The organism is Verrucosispora sp. WMMA2121 (assembly GCF_027460185.1).
In the GTDB taxonomy this organism is placed as follows: Bacteria; Actinomycetota; Actinomycetes; order Mycobacteriales; family Micromonosporaceae; genus Micromonospora; species Micromonospora palythoicola.
In genome coordinates this window covers 2,046,855-2,069,735 of sequence record NZ_JAPZBH010000006.1, presented here as the reverse complement: position 1 = coordinate 2,069,735, position 22,881 = coordinate 2,046,855, and the positions used below count along the sequence as shown (strand labels likewise).

Here is a 22,881-nt window from a genome sequence, read left to right as displayed (position 1 = left end):
ATGGGTGCCGGGAGGCTGGCCGCTGGCCTGCTCGCCACCGCGACCGCCGCGGTGGTCCTGACCGGCTGCACGGCCGACGGTAGGGAGTCCGCCTGCGACAGCGCCGGCGGCATCGTCGAGTGCGCCCCCGAGCAGCGTTCCGCCGCCCCGCAGATCGCCGGTGAGCTGCTGGCCGGCGGTTCCTACGACGTGGCCGACCAGCGGGGCAATGTCGTCGTGGTCAACTTCTGGGGCTCCTGGTGCGCGCCGTGCCGGGCCGAGGCCGACGACCTGGAGAACACCTACCAGGCGACGAAGGACTCCGGGGTGACCTTCCTCGGCATCAACGTGCAGGACAGCCGGGACAAGGCCATCGCCTTCGAGGAGGGCCGGGTCAGCTACCCGAGCATCTTCGACCCGGGCAGCCGGCTCGCCCTCGACATGGACATCCCGCCGAACACCATCCCGGCCACCGTCGTGCTGGACCGGGAGGGCCGCATCGCCACGGTGATCCGGGCGGCGGTCCGACAGGACGGGCTGCAACCCATCGTCGAGCGGATCGCCGCCGAGACACCCGCGCCGGCCGGTCAGCGCTGATGGGCGGGACGTTCGGTCAGCTCGCCGAGTCCGGCCCGTTGCTGCTGGCGTTGGGCGCGGCGGCGCTGGCCGGTCTGGTCAGCTTCCTGTCGCCGTGCGTGCTGCCGCTGATGCCCGGCTACCTCTCGTACGTCACCGGCCTGGCCGGCGCGGACCTCGAAGGCCGGCAGGAGCCGACGCCCGCAGAGTCACCAGGTGGCGGTGGCGGTGGCGTCGGCACGGCCGTACGGGAGCGCAGCCGGGTCGTCCCGGCGGTGAAGGGTCGGGTGCTGGCCGGGACGCTGCTGTTCATCGCCGGCTTCACCGTCGTGTTCACCGCCACCGCGGTCCTGTTCAGCGGGGTCGGCCGGGTCTTCTTCGACCACGAGCGGACACTGGAGATCATCGTCGGTGGGCTCATCGTCGTGCTCGGTCTGGGCTACCTCGGTGCGCTGCCCGGGTTCCAGCGGGAGTTCCGGATCAACCGGCTACCCGCCGCCGGGCTGCTCGGCGCGCCGGTGCTCGGTGCGGTGTTCGCGCTGAGCTGGGTGCCGTGCACCGGGCCCACGCTGGCCGCGGTGCTCGGCATGGCCACCACCAGCGGGCAGACGGACCGGGCGGTGGTGCTGGCCGTGGCGTACTGCCTCGGGCTGGGCCTGCCGTTCGTCGTCTTCGGGCTGGGCTTCAACCGCCTGCTGGGGGTCTTCCGGACGGTACGCCGGCACAGCCGCTGGGTCACCCGGATCGGCGGGGCGCTGCTGATCCTGATCGGGCTGGCGCTGGTCACCGGCGGCTGGACCAACGTGGTGATCTGGTTGCAGACCACCGTCGGGGTGGGCAACTTCGAGGTGGGCATCTGATGACCGCCGTGGACGACCGGCCCGCCACCCCGGCCGAGGCGCCCCGGCGCCGCCCCAACCCGCTGCTCGCCCTGCTGCGCAACTCGTGGCGGCAGCTGACCAGCATGCGTACCGCGCTGGTGCTGCTCTTCCTGCTCGCCATCGCGGCGATCCCCGGCTCGGTGCTGCCGCAGCGTGGGGTCAACCCGGAGGACGTACGCGACTTCTACACCGCCAACCCCGACCTGGCCCCGCTGCTCGACCGGGTGGGCGCGTTCGAGGCGTTCAGCTCGGTCTGGTTCTCCGCGATCTACCTGCTGCTGTTCACCTCGCTGATCGGGTGCATCACGCCCCGGCTGCGGGACCATGTCCGGGCGCTGCGGGCCCGTCCGCCGGCCGTACCGAAACGCTTGGAGCGGCTGCCGCAGCACGCGGTGGTGCCCGCGCCCGAGGGCGGCGCGGCGGCGGTCGCGGAGACGCTGCGGCGACGGCGGTGGCGGGTGACGGTACGCGGCGACGAGGTCTCCGCCGAAAAGGGCTACCTCAAGGAGACCGGCAACCTGATCTTCCACAGCTCGATGGTGCTGGTGCTGGTCGGTGTGGCGCTCGGTTCCTGGTACGGCTGGCACGGCAACCGGCTGCTGGTCGCCGGAGCGGACCAGGTCTTCTGCAACACCCGCCAGCAGTACGCCGAAGCGAAGCTCGGCCCGCGCGTCGGTGACAACCTGCCCCGGTTCTGCATGCAGCTCGACGAGTTCGACGCCCGCTTCCTGGAAACCGGTCAGCCCGCGTTCTACAACGCGAAGGTGACCGTCGACGAGGACGGGGGTGCGCCACGCGCGGAGGAGTTCTCGGTCAACTCGCCGCTGCGTCTCGACGGCGCGAACGTCTACCTGCTCGGGCACGGGTACGCCCCGGTGATCCGCTACACCGACCGGTTCGGCCGGAGCCAGACCAGTGCCGTGCCGTTCCTCAGCACCGGTGACATCGGGCTGACCAGCGAAGGGTTGGCCGCTTTCCCAGACGCCAACGTCGATCCGGAGACCGGCGAGCGGAATCCAGACCTTCAGATGGCCTTCGACGGCCTGTACCTGCCGACCGCCCCGCAGGATCCTCCGGGTGACCGCTCCGAGTATCCGACCGAGCGGAACCCGTTGCTCGGTCTGATCGCCTACCGGGGCAACCTGGGGCTGGACGGCGGCATCCCCGGTTCGGTCTACCAGCTCGACCAGCGGCAGGTGCGCAACGGTCGGCTCACCGAGATCGGAGCCAGGGAGCTGCGGATTGGTGAGAGTTGGACGCTGGACGACGGCACGACTGTCGAGTTCCTGGGTACCCGCCCGTTCATCACGCTTTCCGTACGCCACGACCCGGGCATGACACTGCTGCTGGTCAGCTCGATCGGGCTGGTGCTGGGGCTGATGGGTTCGCTGTTCGTCAGGCGTCGGCGGGTGTTCGTCCGGCTGCTGCCGGCCGCTCCGGGTGACCCCGACGGTGGATCTCCGACGGGCGGTAGTAGTTTGGTCGAGGTGGCTGGTCTGCCGCGTACCGAGCATCCCGGGTTCGCCGCCGAGTTCGCCCAACTGGTCACCGCGATCGGTGGACGATCCGGTGACGCCGGCACCGACCCGGGCGCGCCGGCCCGGGCGCGGGAAGGAGCCGAGTGATGTCCGCACTCTCCGATCAGTTGGTGTCGATCGCCACGCTGGTTTACCTGCTGGCGATGATCAGTCATGCCGTCGAGTACGCCCTGGGCAACTCGCGCGCCAGGGCGGTCGCGGCACCGGCCCGCGAGCTGGTCGGCGCGGGGGTGGGCGCGGGCCCGACCGTCGCGGACGGCCCGGCCGTGGTCGGCCCGGGTGAGGACGGCGTCGCTGCGGACGGCCGGAGCGCCGATGATCTCGCCGACGGGTCGCCGTCGGTCGGTGCTGCTGTGGTGAGTCCGGCGGCGCCGAGTCGGGCCGAGCGCACCGCGCGGCGGGCGGAGCTGGGCGGCCGGATCGCGGTCGGGCTGACCGCCGTGGCCGCCGCGCTGCACCTGGCGGCCCTGGTCACCCGCGGCCTCGCGGCCGACCGGATGCCGTGGGGCAACATGTACGAGTTCGTGCTCACGGTCTCGTTCATCGGGGTCGCCGCCTGGCTGACCGTGCTGGTGAAGTGGCCGTTCCTGCGCCGCCTCGGGCTGTTCCTGACGCTGGTGATGGTGCTGCTGGTGGCCACCGCCGAACTGGTGCTCTACACGCCGATCGTGCCGCTGGTGCCGGCGCTCAACTCGTACTGGTTCATCGTGCACGTGTCGACGATCGTCTTCGCGTCGGGGCTGTTCCTGCTGGGCGTGGTGCCGGCGGCGGCGTACCTGATGCGGGCCGGCTACGAGGACGGCCGGCGCAGCTTCCCGTACACCCTGGCGAAGCGGCTGCCGGCGGCGGCCGGGCTGGAGCGGCTCACCTTCGTGCTGCACGCCTTCTCGTTCCCGATCTTCACCTTCGCGGTGATCGCCGGGGCGATCTGGGCCGAGGCGGCCTGGGGCCGCCCGTGGGGCTGGGACCCGAAGGAGACCTGGGCGTTCATCTCCTGGGTGGTGTACGCCGGCTACCTGCACGCCCGCGCCACGCCGAGCGTGCGCCGGAGCACCGCCACCTGGCTGGCCATCCTCGGCTTCCTGACCGTGCTGATGAACCTCTTCGGCGTGAACATCTTCTTCGAGGGCCTGCACTCCTACGGCGGCCTCTGACCCGCAAGACGCCTACACCGGCCGGTGCCGCCGCAGCGTTTCGTTCACTCGCAGGGTGACCTGGTAGGCGACCTCCGGTACGTCGGACAGCTCGATGCGCTCGGACCGCAGTGCGAGCTGTGCGTGCAACTCACGGGCGATGGCGTCGCGCAACTCGACCTGTAGCGGCGACAGCCCGTCCGGCTGGCCCACGACGTACGCATCCGACATGCCGCAATGCTGTCGTCCCCCGCCGTCCCGGTCCACCACTGGTGAGATTTCCCCCAGGTGCGTCGAGATCTTGGACATTTCCTGTTATTCGCTAACGGAAAGTGTCCAAGAATTACTCGACATAGGAATGCCGCGGTCAGCGGAGGGCTTCGCGGGAGAGGAAGTCGGCTCGGCGGATCACCTCGGGCAGGCGGTAGTGGCGGCTGAGGTCGAGCGTGATCCTGGTTGCTAGGTCGAGGCTGGTGCGGTGGCCGACGGAGACGAACACCGGCTTGACGTCGGTCTGGGTACGCAGCACCCGACCCAGCACCTCGTCGCCCTCGCGCAGCGGCGACCAGTCGCCCCGCCGGGTGCCCGGCTCGTCGTACGCACCGACGAAGGGCGTCTTCGCCACCCCGAAGGTGGGCAGCCCGGTCAGCACGCCCAGGTGGCAGGCGAGCCCGAACCGCCGGGGATGGGCGACGCCGTACCCGTCGCAGACCACCACGTCGGGCTGATGGTCGAGCCGGCCCAGCGCGGTCAACAGGATCGGCACCTCCCGGAAGGCCAGCAGCCCCGGCACGTACGGGAAGCTCACCTGACCGGGTACCACGGCCGACTCCACCTCGGCACCGGTGGCCAGGTCGATGACCACGGCGGCGGCGACGATTCGCGACGAGTCCTTGTGGTACGACACGTCCACGCCGGCGACCAGCCTCGGCGCGACGTCCAGGCAGTCATCCAGGTCGAGGCGCTGCCGCAACTCCTGCTGGATTCGCTCCGCCTCCGCCACTGACTCCGGGGAGGTGACCGCCGCGCCCAGTTCTTCGGCGGTGACCGCCGCGCCCAGTTCCTCGACCACCGCGGGCTCGTCGTCGGAGCAAGGCCGGTCGGCGGGGACGATCGTCATGAGGTGCGAGCGTACGACCAATCGGGACCTGACAGGTCGTCGCCGATGGCCGGGCGGCCCGACGGCCGGGCGGCCCGACGGACCGGGTGGCCGGGCGGACCGGGTGGCCGGGCGGTCAGTCGGTGGGTTGCGGGCGGGGTGCGCGAGGCGCGGCCCAGCCGAGGAAGCGGTCGTGCAGCGCGGCCGGCTTCGGTGCGTCGTGCGGATTGAGGCGGTACAGGTCGTCGACGGCGTCGTACAGCATCCCGGCCAGGTAGATCGACAGGGCCACGTGGCTGTCCCGGTACTCGGCGAGAAGAGCGAGCCGGGCGGTGGCGCAGGGCCACGGTGCGGCGCAGACCCGACACAGCCAGAGCGGCCGGAGCGGTACGTGGAACCGCGCGGTCATCTGCCCACCCCTCTGGAGGCGGGGCCGTCCGTCGCCGACGTGCCGGACGGCCCCGCTTCGGTTGCGCCCGTCCTTTCGGGTCGGATCCGGGCGGTTCCGATGGGGACAGTCTGGGCAAACGCCGACTACGCTCGGAAGGCAATCGATCGCCCTGTGTGCCTGACGTGGCCGCTGGTGAGGGCGGTGAGAACGCGGGCGTCCTGGTGAGGAGTGGTGCGGGTGGACGAGCGGTCGCGGGTACTGATCGAGGAGCTGCGGCACATGCGGGCGGCGCGCAGGGTGACGCAGGAGGACCTGGCTCGGGCGATCAACTATTCGCCGTCCACGGTGGCCATGGTGGAGACCGAGGCGCGCAAGCCGCCGCCCGACTTCTGGCAGCGGGCGGACGACGCGCTCGACACCGGCGGCGCGTTCGTCCGGATGCTGGCCCGGCTCGGCTCGCCGCAGTGGATGCGGGAGTGGGAGGCCAACGAGCGGCAGGCCACCGTGCTGCGGTCGTTCGAGCACACGGTGGTGCCGGGGCTGCTGCAAACCTCGGCGTACGCCCGCGCGCTGTTCCGCAGCGTCGGCCTCTACGACGACGCGGAGGTGGAGCGGCGAGTGGAGGCGCGACTGGCCCGGCAGGCGGTGCTCGCCGGCGAGCGACCGCCGCAACTGGTCACCGTGCTCGACGAACACGTGCTGCGCCGCCCGGTCGGTGGGCCGGTGGTGATGCGCGAGCAACTGTGGCGGCTGGTCAAGCTGGCCACCGAGCACGCCCGGGTACGGCTGCACGTGGTGCCCGCCTCGGTCGGCGCGTATCCGGGTGTCGCCGGGGCCTTCGTGCTGGCTACCCTTCCGGGTGGGGAGGATGTGGCCTATCTGGACGATCAGCTCAAGGGGCAGGTGATCGACCACACCGAGGACGTGCTGGCGATCCGGGCCTCCTGGGAGGCGATCCAGGGCGAGGCGTTGCCGCCCCGGCAGTCGATCGAGTTGTTGACGGAGGTGGCGGAGTCATGGCGGAGCTGACCGACGCCCGGTGGCGCACCAGCACCCGGAGCAGCACCAACGGCGGCAACTGCGTCGAGGTGGCCGACAACCTGCCCGGCCTGGTCGCGGTCCGGGACAGCAAGGACCGCGACGGCGCGGTGCTGACCTTCGGCCCGGTGGCCTGGCGGGCGTTCCTGGAGGTGCTCCCGGTCAGCCGGTGAACCACCCCGGGATGTCGAGCCGGAACCAGTTGGCGGGGGTGACGCTGCGCAGGTCGTCCTCGATGGCGGCGACCCGATCCGCGCCGAGCGTCTCCGTCCAGCGCTGCCGCAGCTCGTCGAAGACGACCGTCGACCGGTGCAGCCCGTCGAGCCCGTACGGGGTCAGCCGGACCAGCTTGCGCCGGGCGTCGCGGGGGTCGTCGGCGCGTTCCAGGTAGCCGAGGGCGACCAGGCGGTCCACGGTCTTGCCGGCGGCCTGCTTGGAGACGCCCAGCCGGTTGCCCAGCTCGGAGGCGGTGGTGCCGGCGGTGCCGACGGCCTGGAGCACGAAGCCGTGCAATGGCCGCAACTCCGGATGGCCCTGCCGGGCCAGCTCGGCGTGCAGGTCGTCGATGAGCGCCCGGAAACCGGCGAGGAGCAGCAGCGGCAGCACGAAGCCGGGTCGCTGCGGTTCAGGTGTTGGCAATTTCGACAACCTGGTTTACGGTTTGGTCAACCACGTTGACTAACTTACGGCAAGGGGTGCCGCCATGTCCACGCACGTCTTCACCACCCACACCATCGACTCCGCACCGGAGGCCGCCCGGGGCGACCATGGACGGGGTGCACCGCCGGATCGGTTACCTGCCTGGCGCGGTCGGTCTGATGGCCGAGTCCCCCGAACTGCTCACCGGCTTCCTGACCGCGAACGCCAGCTTCGACAGGTGCGGGCTGGACCCGATCCAGCGGGAGGTCGTGGTGCTCACGGTCGCCGGCCGCAACGAGTGCCACCTCTGCGTGGCCATGCACACCGCCACCCTCGTCCGGCGCGGCGCCGCCCCGGAGCTGATCGACGCGCTGCGCGTGGGCGCGACGCTGCCCGACGAGCGGCTGGAGGCGTTGCGGTGCTTCACCCTGGCCGTGCTCGACAACCGGGGCGCGGTGCCCGACGCGGAACTGTCCGCGTTCCTGGCCGCCGGCTACCAGCCCCGGCACGCCCTGGACGTGGTGCTCGGCGTCGGCACGTACACCATCTCCACCTTCGCCAACCGGCTCACCCGGGCACCGATCGACCCGCCCCTGGCCGCGTACGACTGGCAGCCGGCTGCCTGACCGGGGTGGGACGGGTCGTCACACCGGTTCGTCGCAACCACGCACGTCGTTGCGGACGGTGGCGGGGACGCGTAGCCGTTCGTCCGCGCAGAGCCGCCGCAGCTCATCCGCGTGCCTGTCGGGCTCGCGGGTGAGTCGGGCCAGCTCGTCGAAGAGCGCCATCCGCTGATCGTCGAGCTTCTCCTCCGGGGCGGGCATCGCGCCCCAGGAGTCCCACGGCAGCAGCTCCACCCCGTGCAGCGCGGCAGCGTCGCGCATCATGTTGCCGGCGATCCACCACCAGCCGCCCTCGTCGGTCAAGCTGAGTCCAAAGACGTCCGGGTCCGCGTGACCGGCCCGGCAGCGGGCCCACGCCTCGCCGGCGACCAGGAACCGGTCCCGGGGCACGTCTGTGGTGTCGAAGTCGATGCCGAACAACTCCCGCTGGCGCTCGTCGAGCTGGGCGTCGACCATGATCCAGCGCAGTTGCTCGGGGCTCCAGTACTCCGCGACCCAGTGGTCCTCGTACCGGCCGTCGACAAAGTAGTCACCGAACCCACAGCGGGCCCGGGCCGGCACGCCCCGGGCCCGCAGCGCCGTGACCAGCAGCAGCGAGTAGTGCCGACAGTTGCCGGCCACCCGCTGCTCAGGAGGACGGGCGATGGTCAGCGGCTGGGCATCCGGCCCACCCGCGATGCGGGCGAGCAAGTCGTCGGCCGGCCGCAGGTGCACGGTCTGCCGATCGGCGTCGGTCAGGGCGACCCCGTACGCGTCGGCGATGTGCTCGTGGATCAGCAGCCCCTGGATCGTCCGGGCGATCTCGGCCGGCTCGGCCGGCACCGCTTCGAGCAGCGGGGCGAACGGCCCGGCGGTGGTCAGCCGGCCCGGTCGGGCGTACCGGGAGAGGTTCGTCCGGTCTGGGTCCACGTGTCACTCCTCGAAGTCGGCGTCCTGCTCGGGCAGGAACGGCGCGGCGCGCGGATGAGCACGCTCAGGACTGGGCGTACACGACGACCGGCACCTCGTCGTTGTCGGCGTCGTCATCCCACCAGGACCGGTACGGGCCGGGGGCGTTAAGGCTCACCGCGCCGGCCTCGCCGCCCGCGGCGGTGATCCGGACACCGAAGTCCACCTGGTAGGTCTCGCCGGCGGCGAATACCGAGCTGGGCACCGCGCAGCGGTACCGGGTGGCACCGAGCAGCGGCTCACCGCCGTACCAACCGTCCTCCGACTCGTACAGGGCGAAGCAGGACGCGGGCACCGACTCCACGGTCACCCCGGCCGGCACCCTCAGGTAGAACGGCGCCACCTCGCCCGCGCCGCTGCGGAAGTCGTCGAGGCTGCCCGCGCCGTTGTTGCCAACCCCGGCCCGCAGGACCGCCGAACCGCCGACCGGGCCGACGACCGGCTCCGCCAGAGCGGCCAGGTCCAGGCTGTTCGGCACGTCGTCGACGTAGAAGGACGCCCAGTTGTCGCTCGGATCGATCTCCCTGGTCAGCGTGCGGGCCGCCGGGGACGTGGTCCGGCTGGTCCGCAGCTTCAGCTCGGTGCCGCCCTCCGGACGCTGGTAGCCGAGCTCCGCCGGCAGCGGCGCGGCACCGGCCAGCGGCTCGACGAACTGGTCGAGGCTCTCCCCGGCGTACGCCGAGCTGCCGATCTCGAAGCCGAAGCCGCCCGGAACCTCCATCGTCGTCCCCGGCCGGACCCGCCCGGTGAGGTCGCAGACGACCGAGGTGCGGTGCCCGGCGAGCGGCGCGTACCAGCAGTTGGACCAGGTGGACGGGGTCAGCCCGGAGGAGAGGGTGAAGGTGACCCGGACTCCCCGGCTGGTCCGGTTGCCGAGGTTGGTGAGCCGGACCGGTGCGGCCAACCGGTCGCCGACAGCAGCGCTGTCCACCCGGCCGTCGCCCAGGTTGACCAGATCCGCTCCGTCGCTGACGGAGACCGTCGCCGTCGCCACCCAGGGCTCGGCGTTGTCGGCCAACGCCTGGTAGACGACGCTGGCGCTGTCGCCCCGGGTGGCGCCGTCCGCCGGCCGGAACAGCACCGGGATGCTGCCGGCCTGAAGGCTGGCGGTCGGGTCGACATCCGGCGGGAGCGGGCAGGTGACCTGGGTGCCGGCGGCGGCGCACCAGGCGGGGAACTCTGCGGTGGCGACGCCGGCCAGGTCGCCCAGGTCGACCACGACCCGGGGGTTGACCGTGTCCTGCGCGTACACGTAGAGGGGTTTGACCTTGCCCGGAGCCCCGGACGCCCCGATCACCACGTCGTCCAGCTGGGCCTGGAACCAACCGGACCCGCTCTCGGCGTGGGCCGGAGCCCCGAACGCCACGGCCGAGGCGGCGACCGCCAGCGCCATGGCGGAACGCCCCACGCGGACGCCCGGACTACGCACAGATCGCATCTGACTCCTTCAACCGAGGGACCCGCGACGGCACAGCGGCACCGGTGCGCCGGCTGGGTCGGGAGTCATGAGCCTAGATGTGGAGTGCGACACCCGATGCCCCGTGCGAGGTGATCCCCGACCGAAAGTCCGCCCGCGCTTGGCGGGCCGGTCGGGCGGTGCGGGAGACTTGCGGGCATGGCGGCTCGTGGCTTCCCGTACACCGATCTGAAGGACTTCCTCGCGGCGCTGGAGCGCGCGGGTGAACTGCGGCGCGTCGGCGTCCCGGTCGACCCGACGCTGGAGATCAGCGAGATCGTCACCCGGACGGTGCGGGCCGACGGGCCGGCACTGCTGTTCGAGCAGCCCACCCGGGGTGAGATGCCGGTGGCGATCAACCTGTTCGGCACCGAGAAGCGCACCGCGATGGCGCTCGGCGTCGAGTCGCTGGACGAGATCGGCAACCGGATCGGCGAGATGCTCAAGCCGGAGCTGCCGGTGGGCTTCTCCGGCATGATGGGCGGCCTGGGCAAGGTCATGCAGCTCACCTCGATGCCGCCGAAGAAGGTCCGGACCGCCCCCTGCCAGCAGGTGGTCTACCGGGGTGACGACGTCGACCTGAACCGGCTGCCCGGGCTCCAGGTGTGGCCGGGCGACGGTGGGATCTTCCACAACTTCGGGCTGACCCACACCAAGCACCCGGAGACCGGCAAACGGAACCTCGGCCTCTACCGGCTTCAGCAGCACAGCCACAACACGCTCGGCATGCACTGGCAGATCCACAAGAACTCCACCGCGCACCACGCCGTCGCCGAACGGCTCGGCCAGCGGCTGCCGGTCGCCATCGCCATCGGCTGCGACCCGGTGGTCAGCTACGCCTCCAGCGCGCCGCTGCCGGCCGACATCGACGAGTACCTGTTCGCCGGCTTCCTGCGCGGCGAACGGGTGGAGATGGTCGACTGCCTGACCGTCCCGTTGCAGGTGCCGGCGCACGCTCAGGTGGTGCTGGAGGGCTACCTGGAGCCGGGTGAGCGGCTGCCGGAGGGCCCGTTCGGCGACCACACCGGCTTCTACACCCCGGTCGAGCCCTTCCCGGTGCTGCACGTCGAGGCGATGACCATGCAGCGCGACCCGGTCTACCACTCGATCGTCACCTCGAAGCCGCCGCAGGAGGATCACGGCCTCGGCAAGGCCACCGAGCGGATCTTCGCGCCGCTGCTGCGTTTCCTGATCCCGGACATCGTCGACTACGACCTGCCGGCCGCCGGTGTCTTCCACAACTGCGCGATCGTGTCGATCCGCAAGCGCTACCCCAAGCACGCCCAGAAGGTGATGAACGCGATCTGGGGCGCGCACATGATGTCGCTGACCAAGCTGATCGTGATCGTCGACGAGGACTGCGACGTGCACGACTACCGCGAGGTCGCCTTCCGCGCGTTCGGCAACGTCGACTACGCCCGGGACCTGCTGCTCACCGAGGGCCCGGTGGACCACCTGGATCATTCGTCGTACCAGCAGTTCTGGGGTGGCAAGGCCGGCATCGACGCCACCCGCAAGCTCCCGGAGGAGGGCTACCACCGAGGCTGGCCCGAGGAAATGACCATGGCCCCCGAGGTCGTCTCGCTGGTCGACAAGCGCTGGAAGGAGTACGGCATCTGATGGCGACCGACGCCGTTGCGCAGCCGACCGAGCGTCCCGGGCGCGTGAAGTCCTTCCTCAAGCTCGTGGCGATCGAGCACTCGGTGTTCGCGTTGCCGTTCGCGTATCTGGCGGCGCTGGCCGCGATGCAGGTGAATGGGGGGCGGGTTCGGTGGGTGGATCTGCTGCTGATCACCGTGGCGATGGTGGGGGCGCGGACGTTCGCGATGGCGGCGAACCGGATCCTGGATCGGCGGATCGACGCGCGTAATCCGCGTACCGCGAACCGGGAGCTGGTGACCGGGGCGGTGAGCCTGCGGACGGCCTGGACCGGCGCGGGCGTGGCGCTGGTGGTCTTCCTGGTCGCCGCCGCCCTGCTCAACCCGCTCGTTCTGGCGCTCGCGCCGCTGGCCGTGGTGCCGCTGGTGGTCTACCCGTACGGCAAGCGGTTCACCAACTGGCCGCACGCCATCCTGGCCGTCGCGCAGATGGTCGGCCCGGTCGGCGCCTGGCTCGCGGTGACCGGCACCTTCGCCGGCTCGGGACCGGCCTGGCTGCTCGGTGCCGCCGTCGGCCTGTGGATCGGTGGGTTCGATCTGATCTACGCCTGCCAGGACGCCGAGGTCGACCGGGAGATCGGCGTGCACAGCGTGCCGGCCCGCTACGGCCTGCGCTTCGCCCTGCACGCCTCCACCGTCGCGCACGTGGTCACCTTCGCGCTGTTCGGCTGGTTCGGCGTGCTGATCGGCTTCGGCTGGCTCTGGTGGATCGGGCTGGCCCTCACCGCCGTCGCCTTCGGCTACCAGCACCTGGTGGTCACGCCGACCGACCTGAGCCGGGTCAACCGGGCGTTCTTCACCGCGAACGGCTTCGTCGGCCTCGCGCTGTTCGCCTTCGCCCTGCTCGACCTGGTCATCCGGCTCGGCCTGCGGGCCTGACCGATCGGCTCGGCTTACGCGCCGGACCGGCCGACCGGCTCGGCGTGCGCGCCCGACGACCTGCTGCCCGGCGCGGCGTAGCGGGCGCTCTCCATGGTCCAGTCGATGGTGCCGCGGACGGCCCGGGCCACCCCGTCGAGGTGGTCGGTGACGGCCGGGTCCAGCACCGGACCGAACGAGGGCAGCGCGGCGCGCAGGCTGACGAACCGGCGCATCGAGGCGTGCCAGCGCCGCGCCGCCAGCTCGACGGCGGCGGGCACCGGCACGCGATGCGCCGCGGCCAGCGCCAGCACCAGGTTGTGCCCGCCGGAGGTGGCCGCGTCCCGGTCCAGCGACGCGATGTCGTTGTACCAGGAGAGCAGGTCGTTACCGACGTCGCGGAGCTGACTCAGCCGTGGATGGTGGTAGACCGGCTCGGGCAGCGGCCGGCCGGTGACGAACTCCACCAGCGGGTACGACACGTACGCCGCCGAGGTCGCCCGGCGCAGCTCGACGTACTCCTCGACGGCGGGCGCATGCCCGGTCGCCTTGTTGACCGCCTCCTGCCACGTGCCGTCGAGGTGATGGGCGACCGCGTCGGCGAAGCGCAGCCGCCAGCGGGCCGGCATCCGGCGGTGCGGCTCCCGCCAGGCACCGACCAGCAGCCGGCGCAGCGGACCGGCCAGACCGGGGTGCCGCAGCCGGGGGCCGCCGCGCAGCAGCGCGACCGCGCCGTCGCGCAGGGCCCGGATCTGGTCCTGGCCGATCCGCTCGGGGCCGTCGCAGGCGTCGTCGACCAGGAAGAACCAGGTGAACAGCGCGGTCAGGGTGCGCAGGTCGGCCTCGGTGGCATCGGGATAGAGCCGTCCCGCGTAGCGGGCGAAACCGGCCCGACCCAGCCGCTCCCGCGTCGGCGCGTCCAGCGGCAGCTCGGACACCAGCCACTCCTGCACGTCGTCGGCGTACGGGGAGAGCTGCGGCGCGATCGGGCAGGCGGCACGCAGCGACGGCAGGATGTGGCGGGTGGAGCCGGCCGACGACGAGATGATCTCCACATCCTTCCGGTCGGCCCCCACGGTGCTTCCGTCCCCGGCAGCATGCCAGCTCCCGATAAGCCCCGCAGACCGGCCGGGCATCAGTGGCGTAACGGCGCAGCCGCGACGATCATGGGCACCTCGGACACGCTTCCCCGGGGTGCCCGACCGGCGCCCACGGTGACCAGGCAGGCTGAGGGCATGCGCGAACCATGGGTGGTCGGGGTGTCCGGGGCGTCCGGCACGCCGTACGCGGCCGCAGTCGTCCGCGGGTTGCTCGACGCCGGGGAGCCGGTGGACCTGATCGTCTCCCGGGCCGCCCGGCTGACCGTGCTGGACGAGACCGGACGGCCGTTCCGGGACGCGCACTGGGCCGAGGACCTGGCCGCCTGGCTGGGCCGGGACGTCGCCGCAGCGGACCTGCGTCACTGGCCCGCCGGTGACCTCGCCGCCGGCCCGAGCAGCGGCTCCTACCCGGTACGCGGGATGGTGGTGGTGCCGGCCAGCACCGCGGCCTGCGCCGGCATCGCGATCGGCCTGTCCAAGGACCTGTTGCAGCGGGCCGCCGAGGTGAACCTCAAGGAACGTCGGCGGGTGGTCGTGGTGCCCCGGGAGACGCCGGTGACCCGCAGCCACCTGGAACACCTGATCGCGCTGCATGACGCCGGTGCGGTGGTGCTGCCGGCCAGCCCCGGCTTCTACGGTGCGGGTGCCGCCGCCTCCGCGGCCCAGCTGGTGGATTTCGTGGCGGGCAAGGTGCTCGACGCCCTCGACGTGCCGCACACCCTGTTCAAGCGGTGGGCCGGAAAATTGAACGCGGACCGGACCTGACGGCCGGTCCGCGCCCCGACCCGCAATTCAGTACATGCCGGCGTTTGCCGGGCCGGCAGGGCCGGTCGAAGCGGTCGGGCCCGCATTACGCGGTCTACCCATCTCGTCCGCCTCGTCCAGCATGCCCTCCCCTTCAAGCAGGGCCCGCACCTCGGATTCCCGAAACCGGCGATGCCCTCCTGGAGTCCGGATGCTCCCGATCCGGCCCGCCGCCGCCCATCGCGTCACGGTTTTCGGGTCCACCCGAAACAGTGCGGCGACTTCACCCGGTGTCAGCAGGCGATCTCCAGTGTCCACAGCCCCCTCCTCGCATCGACGAAGCCCCCGGCTGAACACACTGCCCCCGGCCGGTGCGAGCCCAGAGCCGTCATGAGGGACGTATGGCAATTACAGCACCAGCGACCTGGCGTGTCCGCCAAACGCGAAAAACGCACTGAGTGGGAAGTTAGTAAATGGTACCGGCGTCGCGCCCTCCGAACCCCGGGTATGCGAACTGTCACCCGCTGCCAGGCCAAACAGATACCGGAGTCCGGCTGTCCCGCCCCGCCGACTAGGGTCACAGTCCGTGGACGCCATCGACCTCAACCTCGTGGACCTGCTCCGTGGCAACGCCCGCCTGTCGTACGCCGAACTGGCCCGTCAGGTCGGTCTTTCCGCTCCAGCGGTGCACGAAAGAGTCGGGAAGCTGGAGTCCGGGGGCGTCATCCGGGCGTACCGCGCCGAGGTCGAGCCGGAGACCATCGGGTTGGGCGTGACCGCGCTGATCGGCATCGTGGAGGACTCCGGGGCGGACACCGACGACGTGCTGGAGGCGTTCCGGGCCATGCCCGAGATCGAGTCCTGCTACTTCATGGCCGGCGTCGAGTCCTTCCTGCTCAAGGCCCGAGTGGGCACCATCGCCGAGCTGGAGCAGCTGATCGTACGGCTGAACCGGACACCGGGGGTCGCCTCCACCCGTACCGGCATCGCGTTGTCAACCAAGTGGGAGAACCGGCCGCAGCCGGTCGCTCCGCCGACGGCCTGAGGCCCGGCACCACGGTTCGGCTTGCTAGGTTTCCCGGCGTGACTCATCTCGACCGGTGCGACGAGGTCAGCCGGCGGTGGGTGACCGAGGCGATCGCGGCCGTGGAGGCGGACGCGAACCGGTCCGCCGACACCCACCTGCTGCCGTTCCCGCTGCCCCGGCACTGGGGGATCGACCTCTACCTCAAGGACGAGTCGGTGCATCCGACCGGGTCGCTGAAGCACCGACTGGCCCGCTCGTTGTTCCTGTACGGGCTCTGCAACGGCTGGATCGGGCCGGGTACCACGATCATCGAGGCGTCGTCCGGCTCCACGGCGGTCTCCGAGGCGTACTTCGCCCGGATGCTGGGACTGCCCTTCATCGCGGTGATGCCCGCCTCCACCTCGCCCGAGAAGATCGCCCAGATCGAGTTCCAGGGCGGCCGGTGCCATCTGGTCCAGGACCCGGCCAAGGTGGTCATCGAGGCACGCTGGCTCGCCGAGGACTCCGGCGGGCACTACATGGACCAGTTCACCTACGCGGAGCGGGCCACCGACTGGCGGGGCAACAACAACATCGCCGAGTCGATCTACGCGCAGCTCGCCCTGGAACGGCATCCGATACCGGCCTGGATCGTGGTCGGCGCGGGCACCGGTGGCACCAGCGCCACCATCGGCCGGTACGCCCGCTACCGGCGGCTGCCCACCAAGCTCTGCGTGGTCGACCCGGAGAACTCCGCGTTCTACCCCGCCTGGCAGGCGGCCGACTGGTCGGTGCGTACCGGCCGGGGCTCGCGGATCGAGGGCATCGGCCGGCCGACCGTCGAGGCGTCGTTCCTGCCCTCGGTGGTGGACCGGATGATGCAGGTACCCGACGCGGCCTCGCTGGCGGCCATGAGAGCCGCCTCGGCGGTGCTGGGCCGGCGGGTGGGCGGCTCGACCGGCACCAACCTGTGGGGTGCCTTCGGCCTGATCGCCGAACTGCTGGCCGCCGGCCGTACGGGCTCGGTGGTCACCCTGATCTGCGACGCGGGCGACCGGTACGCCGACACCTACTACGCCGACGAGTGGGTGGCTCGGCAGGGCCTCGACCTGACCCCGCACCTGGCCACCGTCGACCGCTTCCTGACCGACGGCTCCTGGCCGACCTGAGGGCCGGCCCGCACCGTCAGCGGGTGGCGGCGCGTTCGGCCAGACCGGGATAGCGCAGCACGTAGCCGTCGGCGTCCACCTCGACCTCGGCGCTGAAGCCGCCGCTGGCGTACCGGAAGCGGTTCGGGCCCAGCCCGGTGTAGAGCTGCTCGGCGGGCAGCACGGTGAGGCTGGGCAGCAGCACCCAGGCCACGCTTATCGAGTGGGCGGTGTCGGGGGGCGCGGTGGTCAGGCCGAGCCGGCGCAGCGGCAGGGTGTTGAACAGCGGTGAGCCACCCAGATCCACGTCGAGGGCGTCGGCCAGCCGATCCTGGTCCTCCACGCCGGGCAGCCCGGCCGGGGCGTGCCCGGCGGCGGTCAGGACCGCGTCGAGATCGCCCTGCTCGGCGGCGGTCACCCGCCAGCGTTGGGTCGCCCGTTCCAGCCGTACGCTGCGCCGCCACCCGGCTCCCTCGACCTCGACCTCGAGCCGGACACTGGCCCAGTCGGTATCGGTGGCCACCTGGTAGCGGCACGTGTAGGGCACCGGGTCGACGGCCAACTGGGTGCCCTGCGCCGTCAGGCCGTGGCCGTCGTCGACCAGGGCGTGCTCGGCACCGGCGGTGTCCGTACGGGTCCACAGCAGTGACTTCGGCGTGGTCGGCATGAGCCGGACGTTACGCCACCCGGCGGAGCCGGGCAGCGTATGCGCCGAAGATCAGCACCGCGCGCGGAACGCGGTTGGTCAGTAGCTGCGAACCCGTGGTCGGCCGCCCGTACCGCGCCGGTCCTCGCGGGGCCGGTCGTGCGTGTTCCGGCCCTCCGACCAACCGCTGCGATCACCGCCGAAGCGGCGCTCGCCGCGCGGGTGGTCGTGGTAACGGCGCTCGCCCGGTGCCTGCTCGGCGAAGCGGCGTTCGCCCCGGTGACCGTGGTCGGCGTACCGGCGCTCGCCGCCAGGCCGGTCGCCGAAGCGACGGGGGCTGCCCGGCCGGCTGCCCCGCCGGGGCTGCGGCTCCGGCTCGTCGCGCACCGGCACGCCGCTCGGCTCCCGTGCCCCGGTCAGCTCGGCCAGCACCGCGTCGCCGACGCGGACCCGGGACTGGGCCGGCTCCACACCGGCCTTCTCCAGCATCGCCAGGGTGGTGCGGCGCTGCTTCGGCAGCACCAGGGTGGCCACCGCGCCGGTCTCACCGGCCCGGGCGGTACGCCCCGCGCGGTGCAGGTAGTCCTTCGGGTCCTTGGGCGGGTCGACGTGCAGCACCAGGGAGACCCCGTCGACGTGGATGCCCCGCGCCGCGACGTCGGTGGCGACCAGGACGTTGGTGCGTCCCTCGCGGAACTCCGCCAGGGTGCGGGTACGCATCCGCTGGGTCTTGCCCCCGTGCAGCCCACCGGCCCGGACGCCCACCGCGGCGAGCTGGGTGACCAGCCGGTCCACGCCCAACTGGGTACGGGCGAACACGATGGTGCGGCCCGCCCGCGCGGCGATCGACGCGGTGACCGGGAACTTCTCCTGCGGCGGAATGAGCAGCAGGTGATGGTCCATCGTGGACACAGCCGCGGTCGGCGGTGCGGTCGAGTGGGTGACCGGGTCGGTCATGAACCGCCGCACCAGCGCGTCGACGTCACCGTCGAGAGTGGCCGAGAAGAGCAGTCGCTGCGCGTCCGCCGGCGTCTTCGCCAACAACTCGGTGACCTCGGGCAGGAAACCCATGTCGGCCATCTGGTCGGCCTCGTCGAGCACGGTGATCTCGACGTCGTCGAGCTGGCAGACACCCCGGTCGATCAGGTCGGCGAGCCGACCCGGGGTGGCCACCACCACCTCGACGCCGCGCCGCAGGGCATCGATCTGCCGGTCGTACGGCACCCCGCCGACGGCGGTCTTGAGGAACACGCCGACGGCCTTGCCCAGCGGCAGCAGCGCGTCGTTGACCTGCATGGCCAGTTCCCGGGTGGGCACCAGCACGAGCGCCCGGGGATGCCGGGGGCGGGCCCGCTCACCGGCGGCGATCCGGGCCAGCAACGGCAGCCCGAAGGCGAGGGTCTTGCCGGAGCCGGTCTGCCCCCGGCCCAGCACGTCGCGTCCGGCGAGCGCGTCCGGCACGGTGGCCTGTTGGATCTCGAACGGAGTGGTGATGCCCTGCCGGTCCAGGGCCCGGACCAACTGCCGGGGAAGGCCGAGCGAGTCGAAGGTGACCGGGGCGGTCGAGCCGGCCGGTTGCGGCGCGGCGGGGAGGTCGGCGGAGATCGGGGGCATGCCGAGTTCAGCGGAGGTGGTCAAGAAATGCCTTTCGAGCGGGGCGCATCTTCGCGATGTCCCGCTGCGGCCGTGGCCGCCGGATCTTCCGCAAGATCGCCCATGGGCGCGTGGTCACGCGCCAGGTCAATGATCAGCGACAAGTGTACGGCGGCCGGCGCCTGCCTGCCCGCGACCGGAGCCGGGTAGTGGGCGGACTCACCAACGATCCACGAGCCGTCGGTCATCCGCCAGGCCACCGCTCGCGCTGGGCAGCGCGTCGTTCGCGAACAGCACCACGAGGACGCTGATCGCCACCAGCACCCCCAGCGCGACCGCCATCAGGATCACCACCCGGAGGGTGCCGCGGGACCGCTCGGCCGCTGTGTCCGCCCAACCCTGGGCCAGGATGTGCCCGGTCAACGAGCCGGAGGTCTCCTGGTCACCGGCCGGGAACGCCACCGTCGCCGAACTCTCGAGTCCGGCGTAGTACGCGCTCAGGTCGGAGCCGCCGGGCCGCTGTGCGGGCACTGGCCCGGCCGGCAGCTGCGCGCCTTCCGCCTCGGCCGGGCGGTACGCCTGCTCCGCTTCGGCCGGCCGGTGGGTGCGCTCGGTCCCGCTGCCCGACCGGCCGTCTGGCGGCGAACCGGTCGCGCGCGTCCCGACCCACGCGGGGGTTTCGGACATGCTCGGGGTTCGCGTCGCACCCGGATCAGCGCCCGACGAGCCCGCCGCCGCGGGCGACCCGGCGGAGCCCGGGCGCAGTCCTGGACGGGACGAAGGCCGGGGCACGGCCCCGGGTGAACTCGGCGCGGGCTCGTCACGGCGGCCGGCGGGATTCGTCGGCGGCGGCCAGACGGGCAGCGCCGGCGCCGGCACGACCGGAGCCGCGTCGGCCTCGCGAGGTCCGGCGGGCGGAACACCTCGGGAACCGGCGACGGACGGCGCGGGTCGGGTGGTGTCGGCGGACGGCGTCGCGCGGGTGGTGTCGGCGGTCGTTGGTGCGACCCCGACGACGTCGGCGGTGGCCGGTGGGGGTGGGAACGGCGGTGCCGGCAGCGGACCCGGTGGCGGCGGTGGCGCCGGCACGGGCGGACCGGGCGGCGGTGTCGGCGGGCCCGGCACCGGTGGTGCGGGACGGGGGGTGGGCGGCGGAACCGGGGCCGGTCCCGGCGGGTACGGACCGGGCGTCGGCGGCGCCGGTGCCGGCGAGGGCGGTGCCGGCGACGGTGGAGTCGGTCCAGGTGGCATCGGGCCGGGCACCGGGGGATGGGGTGCCGGTTCCGGCTCGGGCGCCGGTGGCGTGGGCGGCTCGGCCGGCTTGGGCGGCCGGGCGGGCTCCGGTGGCTCGACCGGCTCCGGTCCGGCCGGAGTGGCCACCTGACCCGGTCTGGCCACCTGGGCAGGAGTCACCACCTGAGCCGGAGTGGCCACCTGGGCCGGAGCGGAGCGATAGACACCTGGTGCCTTGCCGCCGCCTCCGGCGAACTGCGCCTCGTCCACGCTCACCGGGCTGAGGTTGGGCACCCGAACGCTGGCCCGTGCCGCTTTCGGTGCGGCCGGTTGCTGGCGCGGCTCGCTCGTGCCCACCGGTCCGGCGGCAGCCCGGTACGTGGTGCCCCCGCCGGACACGGTCGGTCCGGGGCCGTCCGGCGGCTGCCCATGGGTCACATCGCCGGCTGCCGTCACCCTGGCGACGCCCGCCCGGCCCCGGGCCGGAACCGCCGACTGGCCGACGACGTCCGGGGCCGCACGCGAGGTGGGTGGTTGGGCGACCGGGGGTTGGGCCGGCTCATCGGCCGCCGGGTCCGGGGCGCTGCCGGTGGCCGGCCCCGCCGGAACCTCTTGCTCCGTCATCGTCGCCTCCGCGCCACGCTCGCCACCGACCCGTACCGCCGGACCGGAAGTGCCTGAGTGACACCGTGCCACATTCCGCCCGTGCGGCACACCCGGAGTGGGTACCGCGTCGCGGTGTCATCGGCCGCCCGGCAGCCTGGATGTCGGGTCAGGTCACCGTCCGCCGACCGCGGACGGGCTGGCCGACGCGCTGTCTTCCGGTGCCGCGCTGCTCGCCGCGGTGGTCGGGTCGGCCTTGCCGGCAGTCGTGGTCGGGTCGGCCTTGGCGGCAGCCGTGGTCGGCGCGACGCTGCTGGCTTCCAGGGTCGGTGTGGTGGTCTCGGACGCGGAGGTCGTCGCCGACGGGGTGGTGGTCGCCGACCGGGTCGCCGACGGCGTGGTGGTCGCCGACGGGGTTGCCGACGGTGTGGTCGAACCCGTCGGGGTCGGCGACGGCGACGTGCTGCCCGACGGAGTGGGCGAGGGAGTCGGCGTCTTGGTCGGCTTCGGCGTCTTGGTGGGCTTGGGCGTGGGCTTCGGTGTCGGCTTGGGCTTGGGGGTCGGCGGTTGCGACGGGGGCGGCGTGGTCGTCGGTGCCGGCACCGCGCCCACCACCCGGGTCGCGGCGTAGAGCCGGGACCACCGGACCGTGGAGATCTTCACCACGTCACCGGTGGTCGGCGCGTGGATCATCTTGCCGCCGCCGATGTACATGCCGACGTGGTGGATGCTGCGCCAGCTACTGCCCGAGGCGAAGAAGAGCAGGTCGCCCGGGAGCAGGGCGGTGCGGGGCACGGTCCGCGAGCTGGTGGCGCGGTACTGGTCCCGGGAAACCCGGGGCAGTTGGCGGTAGCCCGCCGACCGGTACGCCGCCCACATCAGGCCCGAGCAGTCGAACGAGTTCGGCCCCTCGGCGGCCCAGACGTACGGGTCACCGAGCTGCTTGCGGGCGTACGCGACGGCGGCCTTCGCCGTGGGGTGGGCGGCCAGGCCGCCGGCGGACTGGTCGACGTAGTCGGCACCGATCTGCTGCTCGGCGGCCTCCTGCTGGCGAGCCAGCTCGACCAGCTGCGCGGAGTTCTCGTCGCGCAGTTTGATCAGCTCTGCCTCGGCGTCGCGCAGGGCCTGCTGGGTGGCGGTGTACTGCTGCTGGACCCCCTGAAGCCGCGACTGAGCGGCGGTGTACGCCTGGGTCGCCACCTGCTCGTCGGCCCGGGCGCGCGCCATCCTGCCGGCGGCCGGGCCGGTGTCGTGCCCGACCTTCTCCCCCCGGTTGGCCCGACTGAGCAGATCCAGGTCACGCAGGTCGGTGGCGAAGCCGCCGGAGGGCAGCGCGGCCGCCGCCTTCATTGCCTCGGCGGCGGCCTGGTCGGCACCCTGCTGAGCCTGCTGGACCGCCCCGCGGGCGAACTCCAGATCACGCTCGGCGGTGCGGAACTGGACCTGCACCTCGTTGCGCTGCTGTTCCAGTTCGAGGAGTCGGGTGCCCAACTCGGCGACCCGTGCCTCGGCGGCCGTGATCCGGGTTTCCAGCGCGCTGGCACCGGGAGCGCCGAGCGTCGGTGGCGTCAGGCCCGGGGTGGTACCGGCGGGCATGCCGGGCAGCTGGAGGGGACCGGTCACCGAGGGCCGGGAACCCGTGTCGGGCACCGTGACGGGTATGCCGGGCTCGGCGTACGCCGGTGCGGCGAGGACCGTGCTGGCGACCGCGGCGAGCAGGGCGGACCAGAGGGCCGGACGTAGCACCGGCGAGACCACCGGACCCCGTCGCCGCTGCCGTCCGTCCCTGCTGTCGATCATTCCGCTCCCCGTCCGGCGCAGCTGTGCCACGCTCGGTCGGCGCGGCGGTTCGGGACGCTACCAGTGTGTGTCGTGCCCTACCCTGTCTTACCTCACCCGGTGCACTGATGTCGATGTCTGGCCGGATATCGGGAGGCTGAGAGTCTGCTGTCAACGACCACGGTGTGAGTTGTCAGCGCGGCCGACGTAGG

The 22,881-nt window shown here is 72.4% G+C and carries 24 protein-coding genes; 12 read left to right on the top strand and 12 right to left on the bottom strand.

The features are described from left to right. From O7605_RS18340 to ccsB, 4 genes are read left to right on the top strand one after another with little or no spacing between them, the layout of a single operon-like run. Nucleotides 1-576, top strand: coding sequence for a TlpA family protein disulfide reductase (locus tag O7605_RS18340; RefSeq protein WP_269740308.1), 576 nt, complete (start codon nt 1-3; stop codon nt 574-576). Then, a complete protein-coding gene (locus tag O7605_RS18335; protein WP_269740307.1) occupies nt 576-1,415 on the top strand; it encodes a cytochrome c biogenesis CcdA family protein in 840 nt (279 codons plus the stop codon). The genes O7605_RS18340 and O7605_RS18335 overlap by 1 nt, the downstream gene beginning before the upstream one ends. Then, nucleotides 1,415-3,061: a cytochrome c biogenesis protein ResB gene (resB, locus tag O7605_RS18330; protein ID WP_269740306.1), complete on the top strand. Its 1,647-nt coding sequence runs from the start codon at nt 1,415-1,417 to the stop codon at nt 3,059-3,061. Before O7605_RS18335 ends, resB begins: the two co-directional genes overlap by 1 nt. After that, nucleotides 3,061-4,128: a c-type cytochrome biogenesis protein CcsB gene (ccsB, locus tag O7605_RS18325; RefSeq protein ID WP_269740305.1), complete on the top strand. Its 1,068-nt coding sequence runs from the start codon at nt 3,061-3,063 to the stop codon at nt 4,126-4,128. Before resB ends, ccsB begins: the two co-directional genes overlap by 1 nt. Before the next feature lie 12 nt (nt 4,129-4,140). On the opposite strand, the gene O7605_RS18320 is transcribed toward ccsB, so the two are convergent. The 3 genes from O7605_RS18320 to O7605_RS18310 all read right to left on the bottom strand — a co-directional run bounded on the left by O7605_RS18320 (nt 4,141) and on the right by O7605_RS18310 (nt 5,615). After that, on the bottom strand, nt 4,141-4,338 hold the full coding sequence (locus O7605_RS18320) for a hypothetical protein (protein ID WP_269740304.1): 198 nt from the start codon (nt 4,336-4,338) through the stop codon (nt 4,141-4,143). A 136-nt stretch (nt 4,339-4,474) separates the two neighbouring features. Next, a complete protein-coding gene (nfi, locus tag O7605_RS18315) occupies nt 4,475-5,110 on the bottom strand; it encodes a deoxyribonuclease V (protein WP_269742677.1) in 636 nt (211 codons plus the stop codon). A gap of 232 nt (nt 5,111-5,342) precedes the next feature. After that, entirely contained in the window at nt 5,343-5,615 is a 273-nt protein-coding gene (locus tag O7605_RS18310) for a hypothetical protein (RefSeq protein ID WP_269740303.1), read from the bottom strand. A gap of 219 nt (nt 5,616-5,834) precedes the next feature. Here O7605_RS18310 and O7605_RS18305 point away from each other — a divergent pair, with 219 nt between their 5' ends. Together O7605_RS18305 and O7605_RS18300 are read left to right on the top strand one after the other, a co-directional pair. Continuing rightward, nucleotides 5,835-6,626 carry a helix-turn-helix domain-containing protein gene (locus O7605_RS18305; protein WP_332317137.1) on the top strand — a complete coding sequence of 264 codons (792 nt, stop codon included), beginning with the start codon at nt 5,835-5,837 and terminating at the stop codon, nt 6,624-6,626. After that, nucleotides 6,614-6,808, top strand: coding sequence for a DUF397 domain-containing protein (locus tag O7605_RS18300; RefSeq protein WP_269740302.1), 195 nt, complete (start codon nt 6,614-6,616; stop codon nt 6,806-6,808). Before O7605_RS18305 ends, O7605_RS18300 begins: the two co-directional genes overlap by 13 nt. On the opposite strand, the gene O7605_RS18295 is transcribed toward O7605_RS18300, so the two are convergent. Further along, a complete protein-coding gene (locus O7605_RS18295; protein WP_269740301.1) occupies nt 6,798-7,274 on the bottom strand; it encodes a MarR family winged helix-turn-helix transcriptional regulator in 477 nt (158 codons plus the stop codon). The genes O7605_RS18300 and O7605_RS18295 overlap by 11 nt on opposite strands. Nucleotides 7,275-7,411: 137 nt before the next feature. Here O7605_RS18295 and O7605_RS18290 point away from each other — a divergent pair, with 137 nt between their 5' ends. Then, complete coding sequence (locus O7605_RS18290; RefSeq protein ID WP_269740300.1) at nt 7,412-7,900, top strand: carboxymuconolactone decarboxylase family protein; 489 nt, start codon at nt 7,412-7,414, stop codon at nt 7,898-7,900. A gap of 18 nt (nt 7,901-7,918) precedes the next feature. Here the strand turns inward: O7605_RS18290 and O7605_RS18285 are convergent, their stop codons facing one another. Then, nucleotides 7,919-8,806 (bottom strand): transglutaminase-like domain-containing protein, encoded by an 888-nt coding sequence (locus O7605_RS18285; RefSeq protein ID WP_269740299.1) that lies wholly within the window; start codon nt 8,804-8,806, stop codon nt 7,919-7,921. A gap of 64 nt (nt 8,807-8,870) precedes the next feature. Continuing rightward, nucleotides 8,871-10,283, bottom strand: coding sequence for a hypothetical protein (locus O7605_RS18280; protein ID WP_269740298.1), 1,413 nt, complete (start codon nt 10,281-10,283; stop codon nt 8,871-8,873). Between the two features lie 177 nt (nt 10,284-10,460). Here O7605_RS18280 and O7605_RS18275 point away from each other — a divergent pair, with 177 nt between their 5' ends. Together O7605_RS18275 and mqnP are read left to right on the top strand one after the other, a co-directional pair. Beyond that, a complete protein-coding gene (locus O7605_RS18275) occupies nt 10,461-11,921 on the top strand; it encodes a menaquinone biosynthesis decarboxylase (protein WP_269740297.1) in 1,461 nt (486 codons plus the stop codon). Next, nucleotides 11,921-12,838 carry a menaquinone biosynthesis prenyltransferase MqnP gene (gene mqnP, locus O7605_RS18270; RefSeq protein WP_269740296.1) on the top strand — a complete coding sequence of 306 codons (918 nt, stop codon included), beginning with the start codon at nt 11,921-11,923 and terminating at the stop codon, nt 12,836-12,838. Before O7605_RS18275 ends, mqnP begins: the two co-directional genes overlap by 1 nt. Nucleotides 12,839-12,852: 14 nt before the next feature. On the opposite strand, the gene O7605_RS18265 is transcribed toward mqnP, so the two are convergent. After that, nucleotides 12,853-13,893 (bottom strand): terpene synthase family protein, encoded by a 1,041-nt coding sequence (locus O7605_RS18265; RefSeq protein ID WP_269740295.1) that lies wholly within the window; start codon nt 13,891-13,893, stop codon nt 12,853-12,855. A gap of 159 nt (nt 13,894-14,052) precedes the next feature. Between O7605_RS18265 and O7605_RS18260 the strand changes: the two genes are divergently transcribed. Then, a complete protein-coding gene (locus O7605_RS18260) occupies nt 14,053-14,682 on the top strand; it encodes a UbiX family flavin prenyltransferase (protein WP_269740294.1) in 630 nt (209 codons plus the stop codon). Between the two features lie 27 nt (nt 14,683-14,709). Here the strand turns inward: O7605_RS18260 and O7605_RS18255 are convergent, their stop codons facing one another. After that, on the bottom strand, nt 14,710-14,979 hold the full coding sequence (locus tag O7605_RS18255; RefSeq protein ID WP_099847941.1) for a BldC family transcriptional regulator: 270 nt from the start codon (nt 14,977-14,979) through the stop codon (nt 14,710-14,712). Nucleotides 14,980-15,247: 268 nt separating this feature from the next. Here O7605_RS18255 and O7605_RS18250 point away from each other — a divergent pair, with 268 nt between their 5' ends. Beyond that, nucleotides 15,248-15,706: an Lrp/AsnC family transcriptional regulator gene (locus O7605_RS18250; RefSeq protein WP_269740293.1), complete on the top strand. Its 459-nt coding sequence runs from the start codon at nt 15,248-15,250 to the stop codon at nt 15,704-15,706. 38 nt (nt 15,707-15,744) lie between these two features. Continuing rightward, on the top strand, nt 15,745-16,836 hold the full coding sequence (locus O7605_RS18245) for a PLP-dependent cysteine synthase family protein (protein WP_269740292.1): 1,092 nt from the start codon (nt 15,745-15,747) through the stop codon (nt 16,834-16,836). Between the two features lie 16 nt (nt 16,837-16,852). On the opposite strand, the gene O7605_RS18240 is transcribed toward O7605_RS18245, so the two are convergent. The 4 genes from O7605_RS18240 to O7605_RS18225 form a co-directional block, all read right to left on the bottom strand. Continuing rightward, nucleotides 16,853-17,482: a putative glycolipid-binding domain-containing protein gene (locus tag O7605_RS18240; protein ID WP_269740291.1), complete on the bottom strand. Its 630-nt coding sequence runs from the start codon at nt 17,480-17,482 to the stop codon at nt 16,853-16,855. 78 nt (nt 17,483-17,560) lie between these two features. Then, entirely contained in the window at nt 17,561-19,099 is a 1,539-nt protein-coding gene (locus O7605_RS18235; RefSeq protein ID WP_269740290.1) for a DEAD/DEAH box helicase, read from the bottom strand. A 174-nt stretch (nt 19,100-19,273) separates the two neighbouring features. Beyond that, a complete protein-coding gene (locus tag O7605_RS18230; RefSeq protein WP_269740289.1) occupies nt 19,274-20,911 on the bottom strand; it encodes a hypothetical protein in 1,638 nt (545 codons plus the stop codon). Between the two features lie 153 nt (nt 20,912-21,064). Continuing rightward, nucleotides 21,065-22,690 carry a C40 family peptidase gene (locus tag O7605_RS18225; RefSeq protein WP_269740288.1) on the bottom strand — a complete coding sequence of 542 codons (1,626 nt, stop codon included), beginning with the start codon at nt 22,688-22,690 and terminating at the stop codon, nt 21,065-21,067. Between the last annotated feature and the right edge of the window lie 191 nt (nt 22,691-22,881).

Coding starts and splice junctions, on each gene's coding strand:
- O7605_RS18340 (WP_269740308.1), top strand. CDS start 1: ATGGGTGCCGGGAGGCTGGCCGCTGGCCTGCTCGCCACCGCGACCGCC.
- O7605_RS18335 (WP_269740307.1), top strand. CDS start 576: ATGGGCGGGACGTTCGGTCAGCTCGCCGAGTCCGGCCCGTTGCTGCTG.
- resB (WP_269740306.1), top strand. CDS start 1,415: ATGACCGCCGTGGACGACCGGCCCGCCACCCCGGCCGAGGCGCCCCGG.
- ccsB (WP_269740305.1), top strand. CDS start 3,061: ATGTCCGCACTCTCCGATCAGTTGGTGTCGATCGCCACGCTGGTTTAC.
- O7605_RS18320 (WP_269740304.1), bottom strand. CDS start 4,338: ATGTCGGATGCGTACGTCGTGGGCCAGCCGGACGGGCTGTCGCCGCTA.
- O7605_RS18310 (WP_269740303.1), bottom strand. CDS start 5,615: ATGACCGCGCGGTTCCACGTACCGCTCCGGCCGCTCTGGCTGTGTCGG.
- O7605_RS18300 (WP_269740302.1), top strand. CDS start 6,614: ATGGCGGAGCTGACCGACGCCCGGTGGCGCACCAGCACCCGGAGCAGC.
- O7605_RS18280 (WP_269740298.1), bottom strand. CDS start 10,283: ATGCGATCTGTGCGTAGTCCGGGCGTCCGCGTGGGGCGTTCCGCCATG.
- O7605_RS18275 (WP_269740297.1), top strand. CDS start 10,461: ATGGCGGCTCGTGGCTTCCCGTACACCGATCTGAAGGACTTCCTCGCG.
- mqnP (WP_269740296.1), top strand. CDS start 11,921: ATGGCGACCGACGCCGTTGCGCAGCCGACCGAGCGTCCCGGGCGCGTG.
- O7605_RS18260 (WP_269740294.1), top strand. CDS start 14,053: ATGCGCGAACCATGGGTGGTCGGGGTGTCCGGGGCGTCCGGCACGCCG.
- O7605_RS18240 (WP_269740291.1), bottom strand. CDS start 17,482: ATGCCGACCACGCCGAAGTCACTGCTGTGGACCCGTACGGACACCGCC.
- O7605_RS18230 (WP_269740289.1), bottom strand. CDS start 20,911: ATGACGGAGCAAGAGGTTCCGGCGGGGCCGGCCACCGGCAGCGCCCCG.
- O7605_RS18225 (WP_269740288.1), bottom strand. CDS start 22,690: ATGATCGACAGCAGGGACGGACGGCAGCGGCGACGGGGTCCGGTGGTC.